The following is a 23538-nucleotide window of genomic DNA, read 5'->3' on the forward strand; positions in this document are numbered from 1 at the left end:
GAACCTTGCGGTTAAAAATAGGATAGCAATACTCAAAGGAATTAAAAGAGTAGCAAATAATCTTTAAATAAATGATTTCTTTGCGACCTTTGCGTAACCCTTTGCGAACCTTGCGGTTAAAAATAGGATAGCAATACTCAACGGAATTAAAAGAGTAGCAAATAATCTTTAAATAAATGATTTCTTTGCGACCTTTGCGTAAAACTTTGCGAACCTTGCGGTAAAAATATGAAAGCAACCATCAACAACGAATATACAATCGACCTATCTAAACCCATTGATATTTCGATTCCTTTGACCAATACCGACGAAAATCCTATTGCTTGGTATATCCAAAAACCCGTCATTGAACCAGTAGTTTTTGGGGATTGGGTTGGGAAAGTATCGGAAGGAAGCTCATCGACCAATTTCAATAACATCTTTTTCAATCCACACGGTCACGGTACGCATACCGAATGTTTGGGGCATATCACACGTGAATTTTACAGTGTGAATCAATGTTTGCATCATTTTTTCTTCCGTGCTGAATTGATTTCTGTGGTGCCAGAAGTGCAGGGGGAAGATTTAGTGATTACATTAAAAAGCCTCTCGACTGCGCTCGAGGTGACATTGCAATCGGGTATTTCTTTTGAAGCTTTAGTAATTAGAACTTTGCCTAATTTCAAACTTAAAAAACACCAAAACTATTCGAATACCAATCCACCGTATCTTTCGGAAGAAGCGGCACATTTTATTCGTGAGAATGGCATTCAACATTTACTAATTGATTTGCCTAGTGTAGACAAGGAGAAAGATGAGGGAAAATTACTGGCGCACAAAGCGTTTTGGAATGTGAAAGATGTGCAAAATCTGAATGCAGATGCGAGAATGAATTGCACCATCACCGAAATGATTTATGTGCCCAATGAAGTGCTAGATGGTCCTTATGTATTGAATTTGCAAATTGCATCTTTTGAAAATGATGCCAGTCCGAGTAAACCTATTTTATATGATGTAAGATTCTTGAATAAGGAATTCTGAGTCAAGATTCAAACCTTTAAATCCTAAATCCTAAATCTAAAATCAAAAATTCAATGAATTTAGAAACATTTTATGAATACTGTTTGTCTAAAAAAGCAGTAACAGAGCATTTTCCGTTTGATGAAGATACTTTGGTTTTTAAAGTAGGAGGTAAAATGTTTGCATTGTCCTCATTAAAGCAATGGGAAAAGCAAGAACCCTCGGTGAATCTCAAGTGTGAGCCCGAGCGCGCTTTAGAATTGCGTGCCAATTACGATGCCATCAAGGAAGGGTATCATATGAGCAAAATACACTGGAACACCGTTGCGATTAATCAAGATGTTCCAGATGCTATGCTCAAAGCATTAATCGACCATTCGTATGACTTGGTTTTTAAAAGTCTTACGAAAAAAATACAGGCCGAAATTGCTGATTTACCTATCGATTAGACGACGATATGTCCCCAGTTTTCACCAGATTTAATGCGGAAAATTTGCATTTCGCTTACACCAAATTGCTTGGCAATCATTTTAATCCTAGTTTTTCTGTTGGGATTTTGTAGCATTTTTTTGATGCGCATCACTTTGGTCACCGTCAATTTTCTACCATCAGATTTGATGTTGTGTTCCAGCAAATTTTTTCTTGCTTGAATCACGTGTGGACTTTTTCGGTTGTGTTCCAAAAATTCTTCGCGTGTCGCCCATTTCAAGTTTCGAAGGGAGTCGTTGTCACGCACATAATCTAAATGTAACACGTGAACTTGGTCTTCGGACTGTTTTGGGATAAAATGCTCCGCAATGAGTTTGTAAAAAAAGAGATGTCGGTTGACTGGTTTTTCTCCAGAATTGATTTTGTAGCGAAAAATACGGTAGCCGTCTATCATGCTTCCTTTTAATTCGCGACCTTCTTCAATTCGGTCTTTAAAACTAATCAGCCTTCCTCGGCTGGTAATTGCATAGCGCAATTGCAAGGATTCGTGTACGTCGAATTCTTTAACTTGTTCGTTTGGATATAATCGAATCATATGTGGCTTAGATTGATTTAGAGCAAATATAACTAAATAATGATGTGATTTTTAGAAAAAAAAATGAAGTGTACTTTTTTTTTTGAAAGTTTATGGTTCTTTCTCTAGTTTTTTTAAAATAGATTTCCATTTCTCTAGTTTATTGATCATCAGTAAGAATCGAATGATTAACCAAAAAGCTACTAAAGTAAAAAAGAGAATAATTGTAGTTGAAAAATAATTTACTAAACCGAAACCTAAACCTAAAAAAAACAAACAAAATACTGCAATGGAGAGTGTTGTTTTTTTATGTGTCAATCCGCTTCCCAGTAATAAGTGATGTAAATGCGATTTATCGGCTTTAAAGGGTGATTTTCCCTTTTTTATTCTCCCCATATACACTCTTAATGAATCGAAAACGGGAATCGAAAAAAACGCTAACAATAATAAAAATGGATAAAGGGGATTCCACTTTGGATTAAGGGTTTCATGTTGTAAAAAGTGAATACCAAAAGTCACCAGTAAAAAACCCAAAGAAAGTGAACCTGAATCGCCCATAAATATCTTTGAACGCGAAAGATTATGGTATAAGAATCCAATGTTAGAACCCATAAAAATAACAGACAATAGACTTAAGTTGTAGGTACCAAAATACAGGGAAGTAAAGAACAAGGATAGGAATCCAATCATGGTCAAACTCCCTACTAGTCCATCAACTCCATCCATCAAGTTGAAAGCATTAACCACTCCAGTAATTACAACGATTGTTAAGAGATATTGTACCCAAGAAGCAATGGAGTAGATTCCAAACAATCCGTATAAGGAAGTAATTCGAGTACCACCAAGGCAAATAAGTAGCGCCAAAAGCAATTGGATGGCTAATTTTAGTTTAGCATTTAAATCTCTTTTGTCGTCTATTATTCCTACAATGAGTAGAATAAATGATGCTGAAAAAATGGTTAAGTAGGGACGAAATGAATTTTGATGAGCAGCGGCTACTATTACAATGAAGGAGGAAAAAAATACTGCAATACCCCCCACCAACGGAATGGCAGTTTGATGCACTTTTCGGTGGTTGGGTTGGTCAACCAAATTAATTCTAATTGCCGTTTTTTTTAGAATTGGAGTAATCAATAAAGTAATAAATAATGACAATAGGCCATAGGATAATAATACAATAATAGTTTTCATGACTTATCGATTTTCGTAAAACAATTGGTGATTTTTTAAATGCCCCAGTTGTAGTTCTTCTAAAAATGAACTGTTTAATTTATGTACTTCTGGATGAACAGTAGCCTTAGATTTAATTGCAATTGCTTCTTTTAGTAGCAAATCATATTGTCTGGCAATTGTTTTCCAAGTGTATCTTCTGTTGGCTATACTTTTCATTTCAAGGCTAATTTCTTTGAGTTTACTTTCATAAATACTAACCAGATTGCTTTCAAGTTCATCTTCAGAGTCAAAATAGATTGCTTTATTCTCTGTGGTTGTTTTGTTGTAAGATACTCTGTAAGCCAAAATAGGTAATTGTAAATACATGGCCTCTACTAAAGAAGGATTAGTCCCGCCAGCAGAATGGCCATGGATGTACAAATGTGCGTTTCCTCGAATTAAATCGATTTCTCGCTGCTTATAGATGGGGTCTAAAAGGGTGATATTTGGGTAGTGTTTGTAGGTTTTTTTTAAATTCTTGCCGTAGTCACTATTGTTCCAGTTGCCTACGATAACTAGTTTCATTTTTTCTATTTTTTTGAAAGCTTCTAGCACAATATGCACATTATTTTCGGGTTCAATACGACATACTTTTACGGCATATTTTTCTTTTAAAAAGGGATACTTGATACGGTCTTCCACATTTGGTTTTACTTTTAAAGTGTGATCTGCTCCATATTCTATAACTCTACTCAAAGTTTGGTAACGCAAAGCCGTATAGTTTTGGATGGATTCATTATCTGAGATATCAATATGAGAAAATCGAACCGCTACTCTTTCAGCCAACCATAAATAGAGTTTGGCTATTGGCGGCCATTTATCTCTTTTCCATTCAATTCCATCAATAGAGATGATGATTTTTTTATTGGTAAACCAACGTACAAAAGGAAGTAAAAAAGCTCCTGCAACACCCAAAATGAGCAAGACATCATTGTTTTTTAAGGCATGAAGAATTGAAAGCATATCATACGGAATACTTTGAATTCCATTGGCTTCTAGTGGGAGGTATTTTAGTTTGGCTCCTTTATAAGTTCCTATTCGTTCTTTTTGGGAATATCTTTTTTTGGAACAATAGACCGTAAAGTCATAGTGTTCACCTAAATGAGTTACTAAGTGAGCCGCCAAGGTTTCAAAGCCTCCATATTTTGCGGGTAAACCAACCGTGCCAATTATGGCTATTCTATTTTTTCTCATTGTAATTGATTTTTTATAACTATGCCAAAAAACATGCTAAATTGTTTGAAGTACTATAAACAATGGGATTTGATGTTTTTTTAATGGGTTAAACTTCCAAATCTTGGAAAAAAAGGGCATTAATTGGAAAGTATTCTAGTACTTTCATTTTCGAAATAATCTTCACAAAAAAAGCGACTATATTCTATAGCTTTGCCACTCATCTTTTGGTAAAGGGCTGTATTTTGAAGCACTTCATTTAATTTCTTAGACAGCAAGGGAATGTTTTTGCTATCAATTAAAAAGCCGTTTTTACCTTCTTTTACTAATTCCACTACACCGCCCACTGGTGGTACAATAGTAGGTAATCCATAAGCCATAGCCTCCAAAATAGTCAAGCCAAATGTTTCTATCCATACCCTAGGATTAGACAAATTCAATACTATACTAGCTTCTTTGTAAAAACGATGGGTGTCTTTTTGAGTGGGATAAATGATTAAATTTTCAGGGAGTACTTCCATTTTAAAATAATCATTAATTTCATTTTCTGAAGCATTTACCACCAACTTGAAGGTATATTTTCGATTTAAATGAGCCAATTGCAAAAATTCGTTAACGCCTTTGTAGGCTTTGAGTGAGCAAATCATCAATACAATTTTGTTGTCTTTTAGGCTAGGTTTGATGTTGTTGCACCGTTCCAAAAAGTCTTTTTCGAGTACATTGTAAATGACATTGGTTTTGATTTGTAAAGGCTCTTGATTGGCCAAAAAATTAGAAACATACACAACTTCACTAGCCGACCATTTTACAATTCCAAAAAGGAAAAGCTTTAAAATTTTGGGCTTTATGCTGGTTTCATGTATGTGGTACATAATCTTGCAACCTTTTATTTTTCCAGCTATTGCAGCTCCAAATGGCAGAACAGTATTGATGTACAGAATGTCAGTTTTTTTTAATTTGAAAAGTAGTTTAATAAGTAAAATTAGCTGGCTACTCATCAAAAAAAGCAATCTTAGTAGTGGATTTTTAGCAAAACGATACCAATAATGATGAGTAGTTACTTCTGGAATATCAGATAAAAAACCTTGTTTTCCGCCACAAACGTATAGTTCGGTGTTGATGTTTTTTTTGGTCCAAACCTTAAGGAGTTGTTTAAGTACTTTTGGGCTACCGCTATAATCGTTTAGTAAATGAACAGCTATTACTTTCATGATGTTAAAGTGTTATAAATCTTTTGTAAATAGTCACCTCTACTTTCCCAACTAAATTTATTTTCATAAAGATTTCGCGCTTGATCGCTCATGGACTTGGTAAGATTAGGGTTTTTGTAAAGCTTAAAAAGAGCCTGTTTCAAGTCGATTACGGTATCAGTATAGCCCTGTTCTGGAATTGTTATGCCCACAGCATCAGTAATGTATTGCCCTGGACCTTCGTTGTCCAAACAAATAATAGGAAGTCCAAACGAAAGCGCTTCGGCAATGACCATTCCGGCTCCTTCATGGGAAGGAAAAAGGAAAACGGTTGCCTCTTGGTATTTTTGCATCAATGATTGTCGATCCATCCATTCGATAATTTCTACAAATGGAGCAGCCTCATTGTCCTTAATGATTTTTTCGTATAATTCTTTTTCGGGACCAGTACCCACAAGAGTAAGCTTGCATAATTTTTGCTCTGCTAGCGGGAGTGAGCGAATAAAACCAATAAATGAATTCAGTGCCAAATCAAATCCCTTCAGGGCTACAAATCGGCCCACACTCAAAACCTGAAAGTGGTTGTTTTTTTCTTTATTTTCTGTGCAAAAATCCTCTGAGGCTACCGATGGATAAACAGAATAATTATCCTTTTTTAATCGTAACATCAAGGGAACATTGAAGTTCATGCACCAAATATGGGCACTATTCTGGATTGTTTTTTGCAAATCAGAGGAGTACTTCCAGCATATTTTTTTAACCGACCAGGTCAAATTATTGATGAAATGTTGCTTTTTGGAATATAACTTTAAGTATTGCTTCGGAATAGGCGGATGATGACCAATTGGCCCCCAAACCATAGGTTTATCTAATTTCCATAAAAAACTAGGCATCCAGTCATTATGAAAGTTGACGTTGTGCACTATATCATACGCAATTGTTTGTTTTTTTATAAAGGAAACCATGCCACGTTGCCACATGTAGTAATATATCAAAGCACCTCTTCCGCCTTTTCTCCAGAATCGCATCCAATAGGGTAAATCAAAATATAAGAAAGTGATATTATCAAAAGCTGGATTCGTATTCTCGTTAAGGTACTTTTCAATGGCGGCTTGGTTGTTTTCTCTTGTTATGGCAATCACTTTTTGATAGCGTGCTATTTGAAGGATAAAGTTCCATCCCATGCCGTCTTCTGAACCTTTATAGGGGTTCACGGCGTAACAAGTTGCTAATATTGTTTTGTTAGACATGATTTCTTTCTTTTATTATTTTGGCAGGAACCCCACCAATGATACTATTGTCGGGAAATGATTTTGTAACTACACTTCCGGCGGCTATAATGCATCCGTTACCAATTGCTACACCATCTAGTACGGTGACTTTACTGCCAATCCAACAATTATTGCCAATTTTTATTCCTTTTCTGCTTACCCCTTGAAGCCGAATGGGCACTTCTAAATCATCAAATAAATGATTTTCTGGGTGGCAACTCCAATATTGACCCACTATGCAATCGTCACCAATGGTCAACCCGCCAGCTCCGCCCAAATACGCAAATTCACCAATACCAACATTGTTTCCTATAGTGATATGATCCCCAATGTGGTTTAATGAAGTAGATACAATCACTCGACTAAAAGCACCAATACTTACATTGTTACCCAGCAGAATGCCCTTTTTGCTCAACGCCGAGAGGCTTACGTGATTGCCCAATTTTAGATAATTACCCCAGTGAATTTTAGAGCAATTAAAGAACGTTACGCCTTTACCAAGCAGCATTCCCTTTGGATTTCTCCATCTCAAAAGCAACATACTTCCTCGTATAAAGCATCCCAGTTGGATCCAAAGGAACTGAAGCAAGGCAGCGGTATTTAAATTAGGATCAAAATGAAAATGAGGATTCCTACATTGAATTAGTTTTTCAAAAAGCGATTTCATTAGTGAGCCATGGTTATGGTTTGAAACACTTTGCTCAGGGTTACATCCAGATCTACATTGTTGATCGATTGATAAACATTCGATTTCCCTCTATTTTGAAGGCGGTCAAATAGCTGTTTGTAATCTGTTGTCAGTTCTTCTATTGTGTTTTTGCTGAGTTCTTGTTTCCTTTTTAAAATGACGTTAGCATCGGCAAAAAGGAAAAAATTGTAATCAGGTTGCATCAAAAAGCGATAGCCAAATGTGGTTAATTTTTTGGGTAAAACGATATTACTTCTTTTGCTATCATTGATAAAATCAAAATAGTAGCGATCATAAACCACAACATAGCCGCGAATGATGTATTTGAAATAAATTACAAACTGACCAATGATATAGTCCAAATAGTAATATGAAAATCGGATCAACGAAGAAATTGGATTGTTGTTTTTTCCTTGCCTAGGTAAGCTAGAAATGGCATCCAATTGTGCTTTTTCTTTTCCTTTTGTCCAAACACTCAAAATGGGTAATATGGAGGGACGATGACGCAATATTACCACAGGTTTACGAAGTTGTTTTTGGATGCGATGGGCTATTTGTTCAATAACAGTCGACTTTCCAGCGCCATCTACACCACTAAACGTTATGATGTACCCACTGGTATTGGCGAAGCTTTTTAGAGTATCTAAAACATAGAAAACCATATTTTTAAGGTAATAAAACGATTGGTTTTTTGGATTTTTTTCAATGAATTGCTGCAGTCTAGATTGCTCGTTACCATTCTCATTGATACAAGAGGTAATGTGCAAGTCCAAAGCATTTTGCGATTTTTCTAGTAATGGCAAATAGTGGGAATAACGGCTTGGAACTTTGGCGTTATTCAATAAATAAAACAAAGCGGTAAATCTTGCCGAAACGATAGAAGGTACATGCCTTACTCCGAAAGGTGATATTGGATTGTTTTTATACACTTCTTGCGCATTCATGATTTCTAGATTTCTAACTTTTAGTTGCCAAATCAAGTCAATTGCCAAAATACTTCCGTCTGTAAGTACCGCTTGTAGGGCATACATAAATGATTTTTTTTCGACAGAAACACGGTTCACCAAATGATGACTTTTAAGAAATAGTAACATTTTTTTAGCTTCTTTTTTTTCGATTACGAGATCAATATCTGAGGCCTCGCTTAGTTTTTCTGGCACATAATTTGGAAACTTTAGTGCGCCATAATCTCTGTTTTGAATGCTGTCAAAGACATCCATGATTACTAATTCTCTTGGTGATTTTTCTTCTTCAAAGAAAACATTCAAAGCTTCATTCCAAACGGTCAGTAACCACTCAATTTGGGTATGCCATTCTGATTGCTCAGCATAGACTTTTAGATAATGCATACAGTTGGTCAATAGATACCATTTAAGCTGGTTTTTGAACGTGTTTAAATCATGATTAAAAAGGCAGTTCCCTTGACTATCTACACATTGTTCTTTAAGATCCTTGTATATCTCGGTCCATTTTTTTCTATCGACCATAATCCCTTGCTGAATAACAAAATGAAAGTAATCGAAGGCAAAAGGACGATCTGGTCGAGCTAATTCCCAATCATACAAGGCAATCGTTGCATCTTGTTGATATTGATTCCAAGGTGTAAAATCGCCTTGCGAAAAACCTAGTGTTACGGGTTGTTTGGTTACAGAATTTGATAGAGATTCTATTTTGCGTATTAAATTTTTCGGAATTCTAGGGTCTTCTATTTTTAAAAAATCAGCTTTTATTTCTTGAAACCAAATCCAATTCTTTACTTCGATGGTTTGTTTTCTGAGCATAGCCATTTCTTGTAAAACTTGTAAATGGGTATCGGTAATTTTTGCAACTCTTTTGCCATTTTCAGAGATGTCAGAGAGTTGAATAATGTTGTTGTTGACTTTTCTAATTAATGGTGTTGTAAATCCTCTTGCGACACGTTGAACTTCTTTTAAAATTCTATACTCGTTCTTAATTAATTGTGTTGCGTTTTCGGTGCAAGCAATTTTATAGAAGGTCTTGTTGGCATACAAAATTGCTTTATTGTTTGGGCCAACTGTTCCTGTAAATAATGCCCAATCGCTTTTCAAATCAAAAAGAGGATTTTTATCAACAGCATAAAACCATCTTTTTTGTTTAAAAAGCAAACCTTGTAATTTTAGAACAAAAATGAGTTGGATTAGTTTTGCAAAAAACCAAGAACTTTTACTACCTACATTGTAAAATTTTAAGAATAAAGGTTCGTTATTATCGGAATTCCAAATCCATCTTGGCGAACCGTCACGGTTTGCGATGTACGATAATAGAATACTATGTTCGTATACAGTTGTTTTTTTGGAAGATAAATCGTAGCCCGCTAAATTTAAAATAGTTTTCATGTTTATGATCTTTTCTAATACAGTTATTTGAAAAACTATGCCAAAACAAAAAAACCTTGATTTCACAAGGGTTTTGAGGGTTTTTGGTTTTGGTTTTTTCCATATTTTGGAAAAAAAGTCTCTTTTTTAAAAAGTCCAATCGGGTCTTCTTTTTTTGAGAAATAGTTTTTGAACTGAAGTAAGGTGGGCATTGTTTTTAAATGATATGGAAAAAATTACCATTTGATAAAATAAGATGCCATAGTTGCTTTCGCCAAAAATGCCAAATTCAGTGAAGGAATTAATAATGATTGGAATCATAATTCCAATGAGCATCAGTCGCGTTTCTTTATTCTCGGTTTTAAATGCTAGAATGGTGAAAAATAGTTGAAATAGCGCAATGAGCAACCCTATAAATCCAAGATTCATTAAAACTTGCATGAAAGTATTATGGGTCATTTTTCCGGGATACGTGTGTACACTTTGAAAAAATTCTTTGTAATCAATTCGCATATAACCAAAACCCAATAAAGGTTCACGTGGTAATCCTTCGGTAATCAAAGCTTGCCAGAAAGGTAATCTACCGGTTAGAGTCAAGATTTCTTCTAAACGTTCTTTGTCACCGTCTTTGAGAATGATTTGCTGTACTGCAAAAGGCACTACCATTAAAACAACTCCCATAATGGCAAATTTGAGACCTTGTTTCTTGGTTTGGTTGATGTGGAAAAACACAATTAGCAATACGCCAATTAATGAGGAACGGGATCCTGTCATGAATAAGGCATAAGCTATAATTAGAATTTTAAATATCGTCCAAGCTTTTTGTTGACGGTCGTAAAGATCAAAAATTAAAGAGGCGATGCCTACTCCCGCAAGCATTCCTAATTCGTTCGGATTCATCATTACGCCACCCAAACGTGCTTCTTCGCCACCATTGGTCAATCGAAAAAAAGTATCAGGATCAAACCACATTCCAATCACAAAAACCAGTTGCAATACAAACACCGAGTTACCTAATACATGATACAATCGGATTCGATGTCCTTCAAAAAAATAATCTAAAAGCTTGAAACTTTTGATGAAGAAATAGGCAAAAACTAAACTTTGAAACGTCATGAACCATTGCAATGCACTAAAACCAGGATTTGTACTCCACATGAAAGATATAAAACCAAGCCCCATATATCCTAAATAGAATAAAGGCGAAAAAATGTTTTTATAACTCAAATTATTAACCGCTCCATACCGAACAATTTTGAAATAAATTACAATAGAAGCAAACATTAACCCCATACGCCCCACTACTTTTATTGCTCTAGTAATGTTGACGTTTTCGCTCCAAGTAAAAAAACAGGCAATCATAAGTAGCAAGACTACAAATAAGGCACGGTCTATTTTTTTTAAAAAAGGGAGGTGATTAGGGCTCATTATAGTTTATATAATTGTTGATGAAATTGCTGTAAAAGCGTATTCCAGTTGTAATTTTCTTGAATCATTCGGATGGCATTTTGCTGCATTTCTACAAATTTGCTTGGAGAAGTCCATCTGGCAACAACAGCATTCATCGCGGCTTCAAGTTGGTTACTAGACTGTCGGTAAATGGTTTGACCCGCGTTGTATTTTGTGACTAAGGAGCCAATATTGGTAGCATCAGTAACGATACACGGTTTGCCAAAACTAGCCGCTTCGATAACCGATAATGGCAATCCCTCGTTGCGAGAAGGATGCACAAAAACATCCATGGCTTGCAACAATTGTTCTTTTTCTGAACCAAATTTACTTCCATAAAGAATCACAGCGTGGTTCAGCTTCAAAGCATCGATTTTCTTTTCTAACGCTGGTTTTTCTTTGCTATCACCTACAATCCAAAGTTGGGATTGAGGCATTTTTCTATGAAATTTTTCAAAAGCCAGGAGCAAGGTATCCAGTCCTTTAGTGTAAATATCCAATCGGCCAATGAACCCCAAAACAAAACGTTCTTCGTCTCTTTTTTTGAGTTCAATAGTTGATTGTAATTCAAAACCATAAGGCAATAAAATAGTTTTTTGAGTACGATAGAATTCTTGTAAACCGTTGCGTTCGCTTTTTCCAATGCAATGAATGCTTGAAGCACGATTTAAAATTTTACGTTCAAAAAATCGAAAATACATCTTTTTTAACCAAAAATTTTTGCGCATGGCAATGGTATTGTACGCACCGTGAGGTGTGATTACAAATTCAATTTTGGTATGGTAAAGAAATCGAGCCAAACGATAATATACCGGAATCCATCCACCATGTAGGTGAAAAATAGCTTTTCCTTTTTTGCTCAATAAGGCTTCTTTGAGTGCAGAGGAAAAGGTAAAAGGATTTTTTTGTTTTAGAAACAATCGCGTTTCGAAATTTCGTTCATTATAATTTACTGTAGTGTCTGAAGTGATGCCCCAAACTTCTACTTGCTCTCCAAACAACTGTTGCTGTGTTGCCAATTGGTGCACTACTTTGTTTACACCATTCATCCTTTCGGGATTGGCTTTGCCAAGAATAAGATGTATTATTTCCATAGTTGAAAATGGTTTTTTTTCAGCTGATTTTGCCAATACAAAATCATAATGATTTGATTCATAATAAGTCCAATCACAGCGCCAGTAAGTCCAGAATAGTCTAGTAGGAAATGAAAGGTCAACAAAGACGAAGCGAAGGAAAGTAAATACCCCAAAAAGAAGATTTTGTTGAGCACCAATATGCGAACAGCGATTCGGATAGGGTAACTCAAGAAAATAAAGAAATACAATACGGCAATAATTTTTACTACATAGCCATAACTTTGGTATTTTTCGCCACCCGCTAACACGATTATTGGAGTAGCAAATACAAAGAGAATGCTTAAAAGTACTCCAAATAAAATAGCTCCTTTGAGCGTAATATTTAGCAAATATTTCTTGGCTTGCTTGACATTTTCATTATAAAGTTTCGAAATTTTTGGAAGAAAATAATTTTCAATAGTTTGTAATCCAATATTGATTACGCCAAACAACGTTTGCACCAATCGTAAGGCGCCCAAAGCCTCGATACCAATATAAATTCCAGAAACCAAAATAAAAAAATTGCTTGAGGCCCATTGCAATACAGCCACGGTCAATAACCACTTGCCTTGCTGGACATGATTGCTAAGAAAAATTCGCCAAGAAGCCGGTTTTTCATAGTTTTGATACAAGAACAATACACCAGGAAGACTAGAGGCGAGATTTGCTATTCCAATGATGAAAAGCGCAGAAAGTAAGTTTAGTTGGGGCATTATGAACAAGGCAGAAAGTAATAACAAATACAGGAAGTCCATGCAAAGCACCCATTTTATTTTGGCTATGCCAAGGAATAGTTTTCTAAAAAAATCATTGATTAAGTAACCACATAAGAAGCACAAAAAGGCACCGATAGGAATAGGATCTAGTAATGATTTGGGTAAAAAAAGGACTAACAGTTTTGCACTCAACATGAAAAACAGTAACAAAACCATTAGTCCAAGGAATAATGACACTTGATATTCCTTTTTTTGTATCACTTTTGCTACCGTCACCTGAAAGGGCTGAATGAGCAAAGCATTCGAAATGCTCATTGCCAAAAAAGTAAGCAACAAAAGGCTTGAAAATAATCCAAAATTTGTTAGATCCATTTTTTGTGCCAATACTAGCGTAATTAGAAAACTACTGCCGCTACTGATGGCTTGGTCCACAAGAACCAAAAGTGTTGGATGCTGAATTATTTTTTGGATGGTTTTCATTTTAATTTTTGCGATATTTTTTCCACAATTTTTTGGCTTCAACAAACAAATTAGGATTGTATCCGGTTTTGTTCAAAACAAACCAAACGTTTGGTAATTGAAATTCTTCTTTTAAAAGATTTATCGTTGTGATTCTTTTCTCGGCCGTTTCTCGGCTGTCTAGGACGACTAAATTTTGTGTGGCCAAACTCATGAACAACAAAGCAAGTGGTCCGTCTTTTAGGGCTTGATTATGAATTAACACTAAGTCATAAGTGCTCATTTTTGCATTGATTTCATTTTGAAAATGCTCTTGAGTATATCGATGGTATTTTGTGTCTGAATAATCTATGTAGTGAGTGGCTTCAAATTTGTTGTTGAGTTGACCTGTGGCATCGATGATTAGGGTTTTTCTTCCTTGATTTTGAAAAGCTTTAATCCAATTTTCGGAATGAAAAAGATGTTGATTGGCATCGTCATAGGAACTAACCACCAGTATGCTTTTTGGAGGAATAATCCCTTTGATTTCTAATTGTAGGGCTTCTTTTAAAAAGTTGTTGTTTATCGATTCTGTAGTTTTTAAATAAGGAGTAGTAAGCGCAATGGGGATACTACTGCTTTTTTCGATGGTGCTAGAATCATTTACTTTTGCTTTTAGAAAATGAACGATGTAAATTATAATGATTGAACCTAATAGACCTATAACTGCTGCTACAATGATGATGATGATTCTAATTGGCGAAACCGGCGTTTTTGAAACTTCTCCAGGCGTGATAATTTTATGAAACGCAATTTTGGCCGATTGGGCAATTTCGGCATCTATTCTTTTTTCATTCAAAAAATTATAATTTTTTTCATAAAGATTAAATTCTCTACTCATTGAGTTAAGTTGCTTTTCTTTTTCGGGTAAACCAATAAACACTTTTTCAGCCTCTTTGATATCGTTTTTCAAATTGTTATACTTGATTTGCAGATTTCTCTCAGTGTTTTTTATACTCTCTATTTGATAATCGAAAAGGTCTTTTAACTTGTCATCAATGATTTTTACTTTCTCATGGTTGGGAGTATAAGTTAATAGTAGGTCTTTTTTTTCGGCTTGTAATTGCTTCATTTTTTTGACCAATTCTGTCGAGAGTAAATCCGTAAATGCCTCAAAGTTTAGGGAAAGCTCCAAATAATTATTTTTGCCGTTGGCGATGTATTGGTTCAAATTCTTAATAGCATCTAAGCTCATTTTCAAATTGGTTTGTTCAATTTTTTGTTGAGCAATTTTACGTAAATCGGTTTCGGTTTCTTGTCGAATATTGATGATGTTATTTTGATCTCTGTAATTTTGGATATTATCTTCGGAAGCTTTGAGCTTTTGGTTAGACGTTTGGATTTCGCCTTTCAAAAAGTTAACGGTAGTATTTGCGGCTTTGTATTTACTTTCAATATAATCTTTTATGTACACTTCGGCCAGTTTGTTTACAAATAAAGCAGCTTTGAGTGGCACATTGCTTTTGAAATTGATTCGGATAACAGGAACATCTTTTTCTACGGGTACAATATCTAGATTGCTATTAATTTTATCTAATAGTTTTTGTTGGCTTAAGAATTCGAATTCATACTGATCGATGACTTTGATTTCTTTTTTTGTGGCAATATAGTCATCGTTGAGATGGACTATTATTTTTCCTCCTTCTATGACTAGAGGTTTTCCAATTTGGCCATTTATTCCTTCTTTTGATTCTGGATAAAAGAATAGAAACTCTTTGTTGGAAAGAAGTTGCAATCCATATCGTTTATCCAATGCTTTCGAACCCTCAAAAGTTCCATCAATGAGTATCGGAGAATTTTCGAAAAGTTCGGTAGATAACATTCCCCCCTTGCGATAAATTTCTTTGTTGAAAGGTAGTTTGCTTATGGTTTTTTCTATTAAAGCAGAAGATTTAAGAACTTCAATTTCGGCAGCAATTTTACTGGACGATAACAACGCATCCATATCTTTAAAAAGATTCGAGTTTGATAGACCTTCTTGAATGTCAGCAAGTTTTAGTCTTGCCGTACTTTCATACATGGGAGTGACATAGTTGAGGTATTTTTTGGCAGCCATAATGGAGAGCACAACACTCAAAATTATAATTGGCATTCCTCTAAACAACGGCTTTAGTAATCGTATATTTTCGTTCATAATAACGCCGTTTAAAAAACTCCAAGTAAAATTGCAGCAGCAGTGATTGTTGTGGTAAATGGAATAATAGTAGCCACACGTTTGTCAAATTCTTTGTTCTTTTTTGAAGGAACAATTACGATATCACTGGGATGCAATTGAATGTTGGTATTCAAAATATCCTCTGAAGAGGTTAAATTAAGATGGGTTACGCGAACATTTTGACCTTCTTGACGTAAAATTTTGATGGCTTTGAGATTGGCATAAAAATCAAATCCTCCGGTTTTACTAATCATCTCTAGAAGTGTTACGTTATCTCTATCTACCTGAAACGTACTTGGATTGCGTACTTCGCCTAGGATGGTAATTTCTTTGTTCAATACTTTAACATCTACTATAGGATTGACCAACCATTGTTTCAACTGTGCTCTTAGTTCTTCTTTGAGTTCAGGGATGGTTTTGCCTATAACTACTGTTTTGCCAATTTTTGGAATTTCTATAGTTCCATTAGCATCTACTAAAAGCCATTTTCCATACACTTCATTCGAATTGTAGATTCCGTAAGTAGAGCCTACACTTAAATCATCTTCTCCCCAAACAGAAAGGGTTATTTTGTCATTTTTTCGAATTCTGTATTCGTAATTATCGTCATAGGTAAATCCTGTTTTGTCTGTGTTTTCTTCTTTGGTTTCAAATACATTTTGTGTTTTACAACTTCCAAAGAGTAGGGCCAGAAGGGTTAATTGTAATAGCGTTTTCATGTTGTGTGTCATTTTTGTGTGTCTAAAACATATTTAAAAATCGCTTGATTATTGTTTGATTAGATTTGCTTAGCTCTGTTTTTACTTGACTTATTTTGTTTATGACACGTGTCATATTATCACAAACAGCAAAGTCTTTAATTATATAATCAAACGCGCCATACTTTAAAGCATCGACCGCTGTTTTGACGTTTTCTTGAGCAGAAACCATCACTACATAAATGTTGGGATTATAGCGCTTTATTTTCCTGAGCACCTCAAAACCCGTTAGGTCTTCCATGTTGTGGTCCAGGAAAATGATGTCAGGATTTTGATCAAGATTGTTCAAACAATCATTACCATTACTGAAGTAAGTAATGTCCGTGTAGTTCAAATTAGCTAAATATTGTTCATACACATTGGCACAAAAAATATCATCGTCTACAATAAAGAATTTGAATTGTGTTTGGTCTTCCATGTTATAAAATTTAATAATTTGCATACCAATTTCAAGCCAAAAAACGCAAAGCCCATTGTTTAAAGGGGTTTGCGTTTTTTTTTTGGGTTTGTTTTTTCCAAATTATGGAAAAAAATCCAATATTTTGTCACTTACTCTTGGAGTTCGTTTTTTTGAAGTTGACTAATGGCGAGAGACAAAACGGGTGTAATAGTATGAAGTAATACTGCTATTTCTTCTTTGTTTTTAGTCGATTTTGTAATCTTTTCTAATTGAACTATTTCGGGTATGATTTTTGTTATGCCCAAACTTTCAATACTTGGTTTTATTTTATGAATCAAACGGCTTATTTCCTCAAAGTTATTTTCTTGAAGTGCGATTTCTATATTTAGTAATACTTGAGTAGTTTGCTCAATAAATATGTGTAGCATTTTTTGAACAAAATCTATATTGCCTCGGCTAAGATTTCGTAATATAGACAAGTTATAAACATTTGAATCCGATTTTTCTACGGTTAATCTTGCTTCGTTTTTTGGGCGGTTCACAGTGAGTTTTGCAATAGTTTCTATCAAAGTAAATTCATCGAATGGTTTTGTAACATAGTCGTCCATGCCTGCATTTTTACAGTTTTCAATTTCTGATTTAAAGGCATTGGCGGTTAAGGCGATAATTGGTGTGTTTAGTTTGAATTCGTTTCGAATAATTTTGGTAGCTTCAATACCATCCATTTCGGGCATTTGTATGTCCATTAAGATTATATCAAAGGTTTGATGTTTTAAAAGTTCAAGTGCTTCGATGCCATTTTCGGCCTCGGTTACGGAACAATTAAAATACTGCATTGAATTTTGAATTACCATGCGGTTCATTTTGTTATCTTCTACCAATAAAATTGACAATCCTGTAATGTTGGCATTTATCGCTTTGTTAATTTGTTTTACATTGTTTGGATCTCCTTTTTCTAAAGGAAGCGTAATATAAAAAGTAGTGCCTTTTCCTTTTTCACTTTCTATTTTTATCGTGCCATGCATTAGGCTTACTAATTCTTTGGTTATGGCCATTCCTAGGCCTGTTCCGCCAAATTTTCGAGTAACGGCTTTGTCTTCTTGAGAGAATTTCTTAAAAATCGTTTCTATATAGTTCTGATCCATTCCTATTCCTGTATCCGTAACTTTGATTCGAATTTTTTGAATACTTGTTCGGTCAGCAATAAGTTCACATTTCAAATCGATTCTGCCTTTTGACGTAAATTTTATGGAATTTCCAACAATATTAAATAGAATTTCCTCAATTCGTAACGAATCGGCTTTCAAAACAGTATTGATTTTCGGGTCAATGGTAGCATTAAGTCTTAAGTCTTTTTCCTTTGCCAGAGGATGTAGTACTTTAATGACCTTGTCTATCGACTCGGCAAATAAGAAATCTTCTTTTTCTAGTTCCATTTCTCCAGCTTCTATTTTAGATATATCCAAGATGTTGTTGAGTATGGCGAGTAAATGTCGAGAGGCAATCGTACTATTGTCGATGTATTTTTTTTGTAAATCGGTGAGTTCTTGCTTGCCTAATTCTCTCAAAAAACCAATAATGGCATTTAGAGGAGTTCGTATTTCATGGCTCATATTGGCCAAGAACACCTCCTTAGCTTTGGAAGCTTGTTCTGCTTTTAGTTTTTGTTGGTTGAGTTCGATTTCGAGTTGTTTTTGATCGGTAATATCGAGATGAATTCCAATAGATCCAACTAAATTTCCTTTGTCGTCATAGTTTGGTGCCCCGCTTATAGCCCACCATTTCAGGTCGCCTCTTTTGTCTTTTATAGGAACCTGATACACATCCGAAACCCCTTGTGTACGCAATTCTCTTTTGTTTCTCATCTTTTCAATATTCTCTCCAAACACAAAAATTTCTGATGGATTTTTCCCCATTAAATCGTCAATAGTAAATCCTGACATACTTGCAAAACTTTGATTTGCAAATTGTATATTCTCTTCTTTGTCTACTTCAATGATCCCCAAGTTCATGTTGGATATAATATTGCGGTACTTTTCTTCTTGGTACTTGAGCTTGTTTTCTGCTTTTTTTCTTTCGGAAATGTCTTGAATGAAAGAGCAAAAAAAGAGTTCTCCATTTTCTTTTAAGGGTATAATCGCAATTTCTATTGGGAATTCTTCTCCTTGTCGATTAATAGCGGGCAATTCAATGTTTTTATTTAAGGCTGGACCTTCGCCAGTTTCTAAATAATGTTTCATGCCATTGTTATGCCCTTGATGATGTTGCTTCGGAATGATAGTTTCGGTTAGGGTTTTGCCCATTACTTCTTCTTTTTTCCAGCCAAAAATAACTTCTGCTTGGTTGTTCCAAAATGTTATTACTCCTTTGTGATTAATATTGATTATGGCATTCAATGAAGCATTCATGATGTTTCGGTTGCGTTCTTCACTTTGCGCCAAAAGCATTTGGTCTTGAATACGTTGTGTTACATCGGTATATTTCCAAAGGTGGCCTTTGTACTCTTCCTCAATGACAATAGGAATGTAGTCTCTTTCATAAAACAGGTTGTCTTTGGTTTCTAGTAATTCTTGAATCACCATTTTTTTTCTAGCAATGATATCCGTTATTCGAGCAGCAAATTGCTCTTCATTTTTAAAAAGAAGTTGGGATCTCTTAATTAATTCTTTGCAATCAATTCCAACCATTTCGTTTGGTGAAAGGCTAATATTGCGCATGTCACAAAACAGTTGATTGGTGAACACAATTTTACGGTTCATGTCTTCAACCAAGATGCCAGATTGTAGATTGGCCAAGAGGGTTTTTAGTAAAACTAAATTTTCTGAAAGTTGGTATTCGGCTTCTTTTCTTTTAGAAATATCTTGTAAAAAGGCACAGAAAAACGTTTCGCCATTTTGAGTAATTGGGATGATGGATACTTCGGCCAAAAATTCGTTTCCTGATCGATGGACTCCAACAAGTTCTACATGTTTATTTAAGAACTCATTGTGACCTTCTGTTAAATATTGATAAATAGACTGCTCCCAAAGTGCTTTGTTGCGCTCTGGAATCATAAATTCGGTAAATACCTTCCCAAAAACTTCATCATAAGTATAACCAAATGTTGCCGTAGCTTGATCGTTCCAAAACGTTATTTTCCCTTTATCATCAACCGTAACAATTGCGTTGAGAGAGGAGTTCATCACAATTCTGCTGCGTTCTTCACTCTGTTCTAACAAAATTTGATTTTCTATCCGTTCCGTCACATCGGTATACTTCCAGAGGTGACCTTTGTACTCATTGGCTATGTAAATAGGAATATAATCACGTTCAAAAAATCGTCCTTCTGCCGTTTCTAAAAGTTCATTTGTGACCACCTCTCGTTGCGACAATATTTTGGCTATTCCATCACTAAAAGAGTCTGGATTTTTAAAGACATGCTTAGATTGTTCGGCAGAGTTGGTACAATCTATCCCCACCATTTCATCTGGAGTTACAGGAATCGAAAACATTTCACAAAACAATTGATTGGTAAATAGAATTATTCTGTTTTCGTCTTCTACCAAAATACCTGATCTTAGGTTGGCCAAGAGTGTTTTTAAGAGTTCAACAGTTCTGGATAGGTTTTTTTCACTATTCTTTCTGTTTTCTATTTGTTGGTTTAAGTATTTGGAAATAAATAAAATATCATCTACATCATCTCCTGCTTTGATGTTTTTGTAATCGTCTTCTAATGCTTCTAAAGTATCGTATAAATTGGATATAGATTGTTGCTTTAGTTCATATTCTTTTGTAAGATTTTGATTGATTTCGTTGTATTCTTTTTCACTTTCTCTAAAAGAATGAGTCATCAAATCGCGATCTCTTTCGAAGGCAGTATAGGAGTCGTTTATTGTATTCAAAAATGCCATTACCAATGGATTTTCCATGTAAACCAAAGGCAGGTGTTTGTTGATTTGTTTTTGTAAAAGTTTATGAAACTCGGCCATAAATCATAGTTCGTTTAAACAAGTGATCGTCATTGTTTGATTGTGCAATTCACATCCTGAGAAAGGACGAAGAGGCGAAATTTCTCCATAGGAATAAAATCCGGTTAACAAAGTAGTATTATTAAAAATATCAGAAACAGCCTCAACTTCCTCGTCAATTCTATTGTTGAGGATTACTTTTCTTCCTACACAGCTTATTAAAATTGCTACTTTGGGTGAAATAGCATTCATTTTTAAGCAATTTGCAGCCGCATCGCTAGCTGCATCAATTAGTTTGTCAAAGTTAGCTTTCATAAAACGTACTTTGCTGCCCAGAGGTAAATCTCCTGCAAAAGTCATTGATTGCTTTTGTTCGTCGATAGACAAAATGGTGCGAACAATAACATCTTCTGATTCGTTTAATTTTATCGAAAGCGGAAATAATAAGGCAGAGCCGGGTAATTCCTGTGCGTATTTCCCTAGATAATTTTTATAGAGATCCAAAACACTTTTATTATCAATTTCATATAGAATGTTTTTGTCAGATTTGGTCACGGTGCGTTCCAATCCAAAGCTTTCCCAGCCACCAATCGAACCATGGGAAACCTGAAGCTTATCTCCATAAAAACCGATGGCCACTATTTTGCCAGAAGTAGGTAATTGATTCAAGCCTACATAAGTTTTTTCAAATTTAGCCCCATCTCCAGCTAAACCTCCCGTCACCAAAACACTATTTGCTGTGGCTTCATTAATGCCTTTAACAAGTTCGCTCCCGTTTACTTTCCCACCATCCGATAGTACGAAAATGAGTTTGAGCTTTGCTCTAGGGAGTTGGTCCACTAGTATCTTACCTGCTTCAAAACTATTGGCATATTCCTCAATATTTACTTCTGAAGTAGCAATTTTAGTATCGTCAAATTGCATCGCTACAAGTGAAATTGTATTGTCAAAAACTTCTTTTCCAAATATCTCTCCAGCAGATGAAGCCATTGTCAATACAGCATTAGGAAATTTTTCCCGTATAGCATTGTAATTAAGTGGATCCGAGACTAAAGCTCCAGTGCCAAAACCAATAACTAAATCAGCATCTTCTTCTAATAGTTGTTCTCCATTGATTGTTTTGGTAAATCTTTGATTTTCGTATAAAAAAGAGGTTACTTTCATTTTGATTATTTTTTTAATTCTTTGGTTTGTAAAAGGTTGTAAATGGTAGATTTTCCGATGTCGAGTTTTTTAGCAGTTTTAAGTACATCATTATTATTATTTTTCAGAAAATAAAGAATGATTTCTTCGATGTATTGCTTTAATGTTTTCTCTTGTGAAAGCAGCCAATCGGTCGAATTGATACTAGTAAAACTCAAATCATCGTCAGAAATTTCATTTCCATCACACATTACACAAGCCAGATCAATAACCGATTTTAATTCTCGAATATTACCTGGAAAGGCATGTTTTAGAAGCTTATCTTTGGCGGCTTTGGTTAATGAAATGGCAGGCATTTTATTTTCTTTGACAAACAAATCGATGAAATGCTTGGCCAGAAGTAAGGTGTCATTTTCTCGTTCTCTCAGTGGCGGAAGTTCTATGGGCAATCCCATTATTCTGTAATAAAGATCCTCTCTAAAATTTCCTTTTTTTACTTCTTGAGCCAAATCTTTGTGTGTCGCAACAATGAGTCGCGCATTGAATTTTATTTTGTCAGTCCCACCAAGGCGCACCACTTCTCTTTCTTGCAAAACGCGCAAGAGCTTACTTTGAAGGTTTAAATCCAATTCGGCTATTTCGTCAAGAAAAATAGTACCACCATCAGCTTGTTCAAATTTCCCAATCTTTTTCTCGTTAGCACCAGTAAAGGCGCCTTTTTCATGGCCAAAAAATTCACTTTCAACCAATTCTCTCGGAATGGCTGCCATGTTTACGGCAATAAAAGGTTTGTTTTTTCGATCAGAATTATAATGAATGGCATTGGCAACGACTTCTTTTCCAGTACCAGTTTCACCTGTTATCGAAACATTAATGTTATTGTTTAGCGCTTTGTTTATTTTGATAAACACATTTTTGATACTACTACTTTGTCCAATAATGGTTTTCTCGAAGCTGAATTTTTGCTCTAATTTTTCTTTTAAAATTTCGACTTCTTGAACGAGGCTCCGATTTTCTTTTATTTTTAAAATAGAATTCCAAAGCAAATCTTTCGTGTGATTATTTTTTACAATATAATCGGTCGCGCCAGATTTTAAAAAATCAACAGCTACGGCAATATCTTCTTGTCCACTAATAATGATGACAGGAATGGTATTGTTGATTTCTTTTATTCGCTTCAGTAAAACGTCACCCGATATATCAGGTAGACCAAAATCCAGACAAATGATAGCTGGTCTTTGATGTAAATTATTAAGGCATTCTTTGCCAGACCCAAACAATAAAACATTAAAATCAGGATTTAACTTTAGATGATATTTTAAAGTTTCTCCAAAGAAAGGGTCGTCTTCTACGATGAAAATTGTTAATTCTTCCATGTTATTTGAAACTAATTGCTGTCTAAGTTAGTAAAAATTAAATACATAATATTTTTTAGCAAAAATATTTTTTGACATCAGGCATTGTTTTAAAAAAATCTTTCACCTA

General features: G+C 34.9%; 18 protein-coding genes. 2 read left to right on the forward strand and 16 right to left on the reverse strand.

Annotation, left to right across the window (positions count from 1 at the left end; genetic code table 11):
- Positions 1-228: 228 nt before the first annotated feature.
- Both O9307_RS08785 and O9307_RS08790 read left to right on the forward strand, forming a co-directional pair.
- Positions 229-1020 (forward strand): cyclase family protein, encoded by a 792-nt coding sequence (locus O9307_RS08785; RefSeq protein WP_298297875.1) that lies wholly within the window; start codon positions 229-231, stop codon positions 1018-1020.
- A 53-nt stretch (positions 1021-1073) separates the two neighbouring features.
- Positions 1074-1448 carry an MmcQ/YjbR family DNA-binding protein gene (locus tag O9307_RS08790; RefSeq protein WP_298297878.1) on the forward strand — a complete coding sequence of 125 codons (375 nt, stop codon included), beginning with the start codon at positions 1074-1076 and terminating at the stop codon, positions 1446-1448.
- Here O9307_RS08790 and O9307_RS08795 read toward each other — a convergent pair.
- The 16 genes from O9307_RS08795 to O9307_RS08870 all read right to left on the reverse strand — a co-directional run bounded on the left by O9307_RS08795 (position 1445) and on the right by O9307_RS08870 (position 23429).
- Positions 1445-2023 carry a hypothetical protein gene (locus O9307_RS08795; RefSeq protein WP_298297880.1) on the reverse strand — a complete coding sequence of 193 codons (579 nt, stop codon included), beginning with the start codon at positions 2021-2023 and terminating at the stop codon, positions 1445-1447. The genes O9307_RS08790 and O9307_RS08795 overlap by 4 nt on opposite strands.
- A 90-nt stretch (positions 2024-2113) precedes the next feature.
- Complete coding sequence (locus tag O9307_RS08800; protein WP_298297883.1) at positions 2114-3193, reverse strand: MraY family glycosyltransferase; 1080 nt, start codon at positions 3191-3193, stop codon at positions 2114-2116.
- 3 nt (positions 3194-3196) lie between these two features.
- A complete protein-coding gene (locus O9307_RS08805; RefSeq protein WP_298297885.1) occupies positions 3197-4408 on the reverse strand; it encodes a DUF1972 domain-containing protein in 1212 nt (403 codons plus the stop codon).
- A 119-nt stretch (positions 4409-4527) separates the two neighbouring features.
- A complete protein-coding gene (locus tag O9307_RS08810) occupies positions 4528-5598 on the reverse strand; it encodes a glycosyltransferase family 4 protein (protein WP_298297888.1) in 1071 nt (356 codons plus the stop codon).
- A complete protein-coding gene (locus O9307_RS08815; RefSeq protein ID WP_298297890.1) occupies positions 5595-6827 on the reverse strand; it encodes a glycosyltransferase family 4 protein in 1233 nt (410 codons plus the stop codon). The genes O9307_RS08810 and O9307_RS08815 overlap by 4 nt, the downstream gene beginning before the upstream one ends.
- The gene (locus tag O9307_RS08820; RefSeq protein ID WP_298297892.1) at positions 6820-7515 is read right to left on the reverse strand and encodes an acyltransferase; all 696 of its coding nucleotides are present in this window, start codon (positions 7513-7515) and stop codon (positions 6820-6822) included. Before O9307_RS08820 ends, O9307_RS08815 begins: the two co-directional genes overlap by 8 nt.
- Positions 7515-9893 carry a hypothetical protein gene (locus O9307_RS08825; RefSeq protein ID WP_298297895.1) on the reverse strand — a complete coding sequence of 793 codons (2379 nt, stop codon included), beginning with the start codon at positions 9891-9893 and terminating at the stop codon, positions 7515-7517. The genes O9307_RS08820 and O9307_RS08825 overlap by 1 nt, the downstream gene beginning before the upstream one ends.
- A 126-nt stretch (positions 9894-10019) precedes the next feature.
- Entirely contained in the window at positions 10020-11300 is a 1281-nt protein-coding gene (locus tag O9307_RS08830; RefSeq protein ID WP_298297897.1) for an O-antigen ligase family protein, read from the reverse strand.
- Complete coding sequence (locus O9307_RS08835) at positions 11300-12415, reverse strand: glycosyltransferase family 4 protein (protein WP_298297900.1); 1116 nt, start codon at positions 12413-12415, stop codon at positions 11300-11302. Before O9307_RS08835 ends, O9307_RS08830 begins: the two co-directional genes overlap by 1 nt.
- Positions 12406-13632, reverse strand: a complete 1227-nt coding sequence (locus O9307_RS08840) for a hypothetical protein (RefSeq protein WP_298297902.1) — start codon at positions 13630-13632, stop codon at positions 12406-12408. The genes O9307_RS08835 and O9307_RS08840 overlap by 10 nt, the downstream gene beginning before the upstream one ends.
- 1 nt (position 13633) lies before the next feature.
- Positions 13634-15784: a Wzz/FepE/Etk N-terminal domain-containing protein gene (locus O9307_RS08845; RefSeq protein WP_298297905.1), complete on the reverse strand. Its 2151-nt coding sequence runs from the start codon at positions 15782-15784 to the stop codon at positions 13634-13636.
- An 11-nt stretch (positions 15785-15795) separates the two neighbouring features.
- Entirely contained in the window at positions 15796-16524 is a 729-nt protein-coding gene (locus tag O9307_RS08850; protein ID WP_298297907.1) for a polysaccharide biosynthesis/export family protein, read from the reverse strand.
- A 22-nt stretch (positions 16525-16546) separates the two neighbouring features.
- Complete coding sequence (locus O9307_RS08855) at positions 16547-16981, reverse strand: response regulator (protein ID WP_298297909.1); 435 nt, start codon at positions 16979-16981, stop codon at positions 16547-16549.
- Positions 16982-17112: 131 nt separating this feature from the next.
- Positions 17113-20931, reverse strand: coding sequence for a PAS domain S-box protein (locus tag O9307_RS08860; RefSeq protein ID WP_298297912.1), 3819 nt, complete (start codon positions 20929-20931; stop codon positions 17113-17115).
- Positions 20932-20934: 3 nt separating this feature from the next.
- Positions 20935-22074: an FIST N-terminal domain-containing protein gene (locus O9307_RS08865; RefSeq protein ID WP_298297914.1), complete on the reverse strand. Its 1140-nt coding sequence runs from the start codon at positions 22072-22074 to the stop codon at positions 20935-20937.
- Between the two features lie 5 nt (positions 22075-22079).
- Positions 22080-23429 (reverse strand): sigma-54 dependent transcriptional regulator, encoded by a 1350-nt coding sequence (locus O9307_RS08870; RefSeq protein ID WP_298297917.1) that lies wholly within the window; start codon positions 23427-23429, stop codon positions 22080-22082.
- Positions 23430-23538 lie beyond the last annotated feature (109 nt).

This window comes from Flavobacterium sp. (assembly GCF_027531905.1).
In the GTDB taxonomy this organism is placed as follows: domain Bacteria; phylum Bacteroidota; class Bacteroidia; order Flavobacteriales; family Flavobacteriaceae; genus Flavobacterium.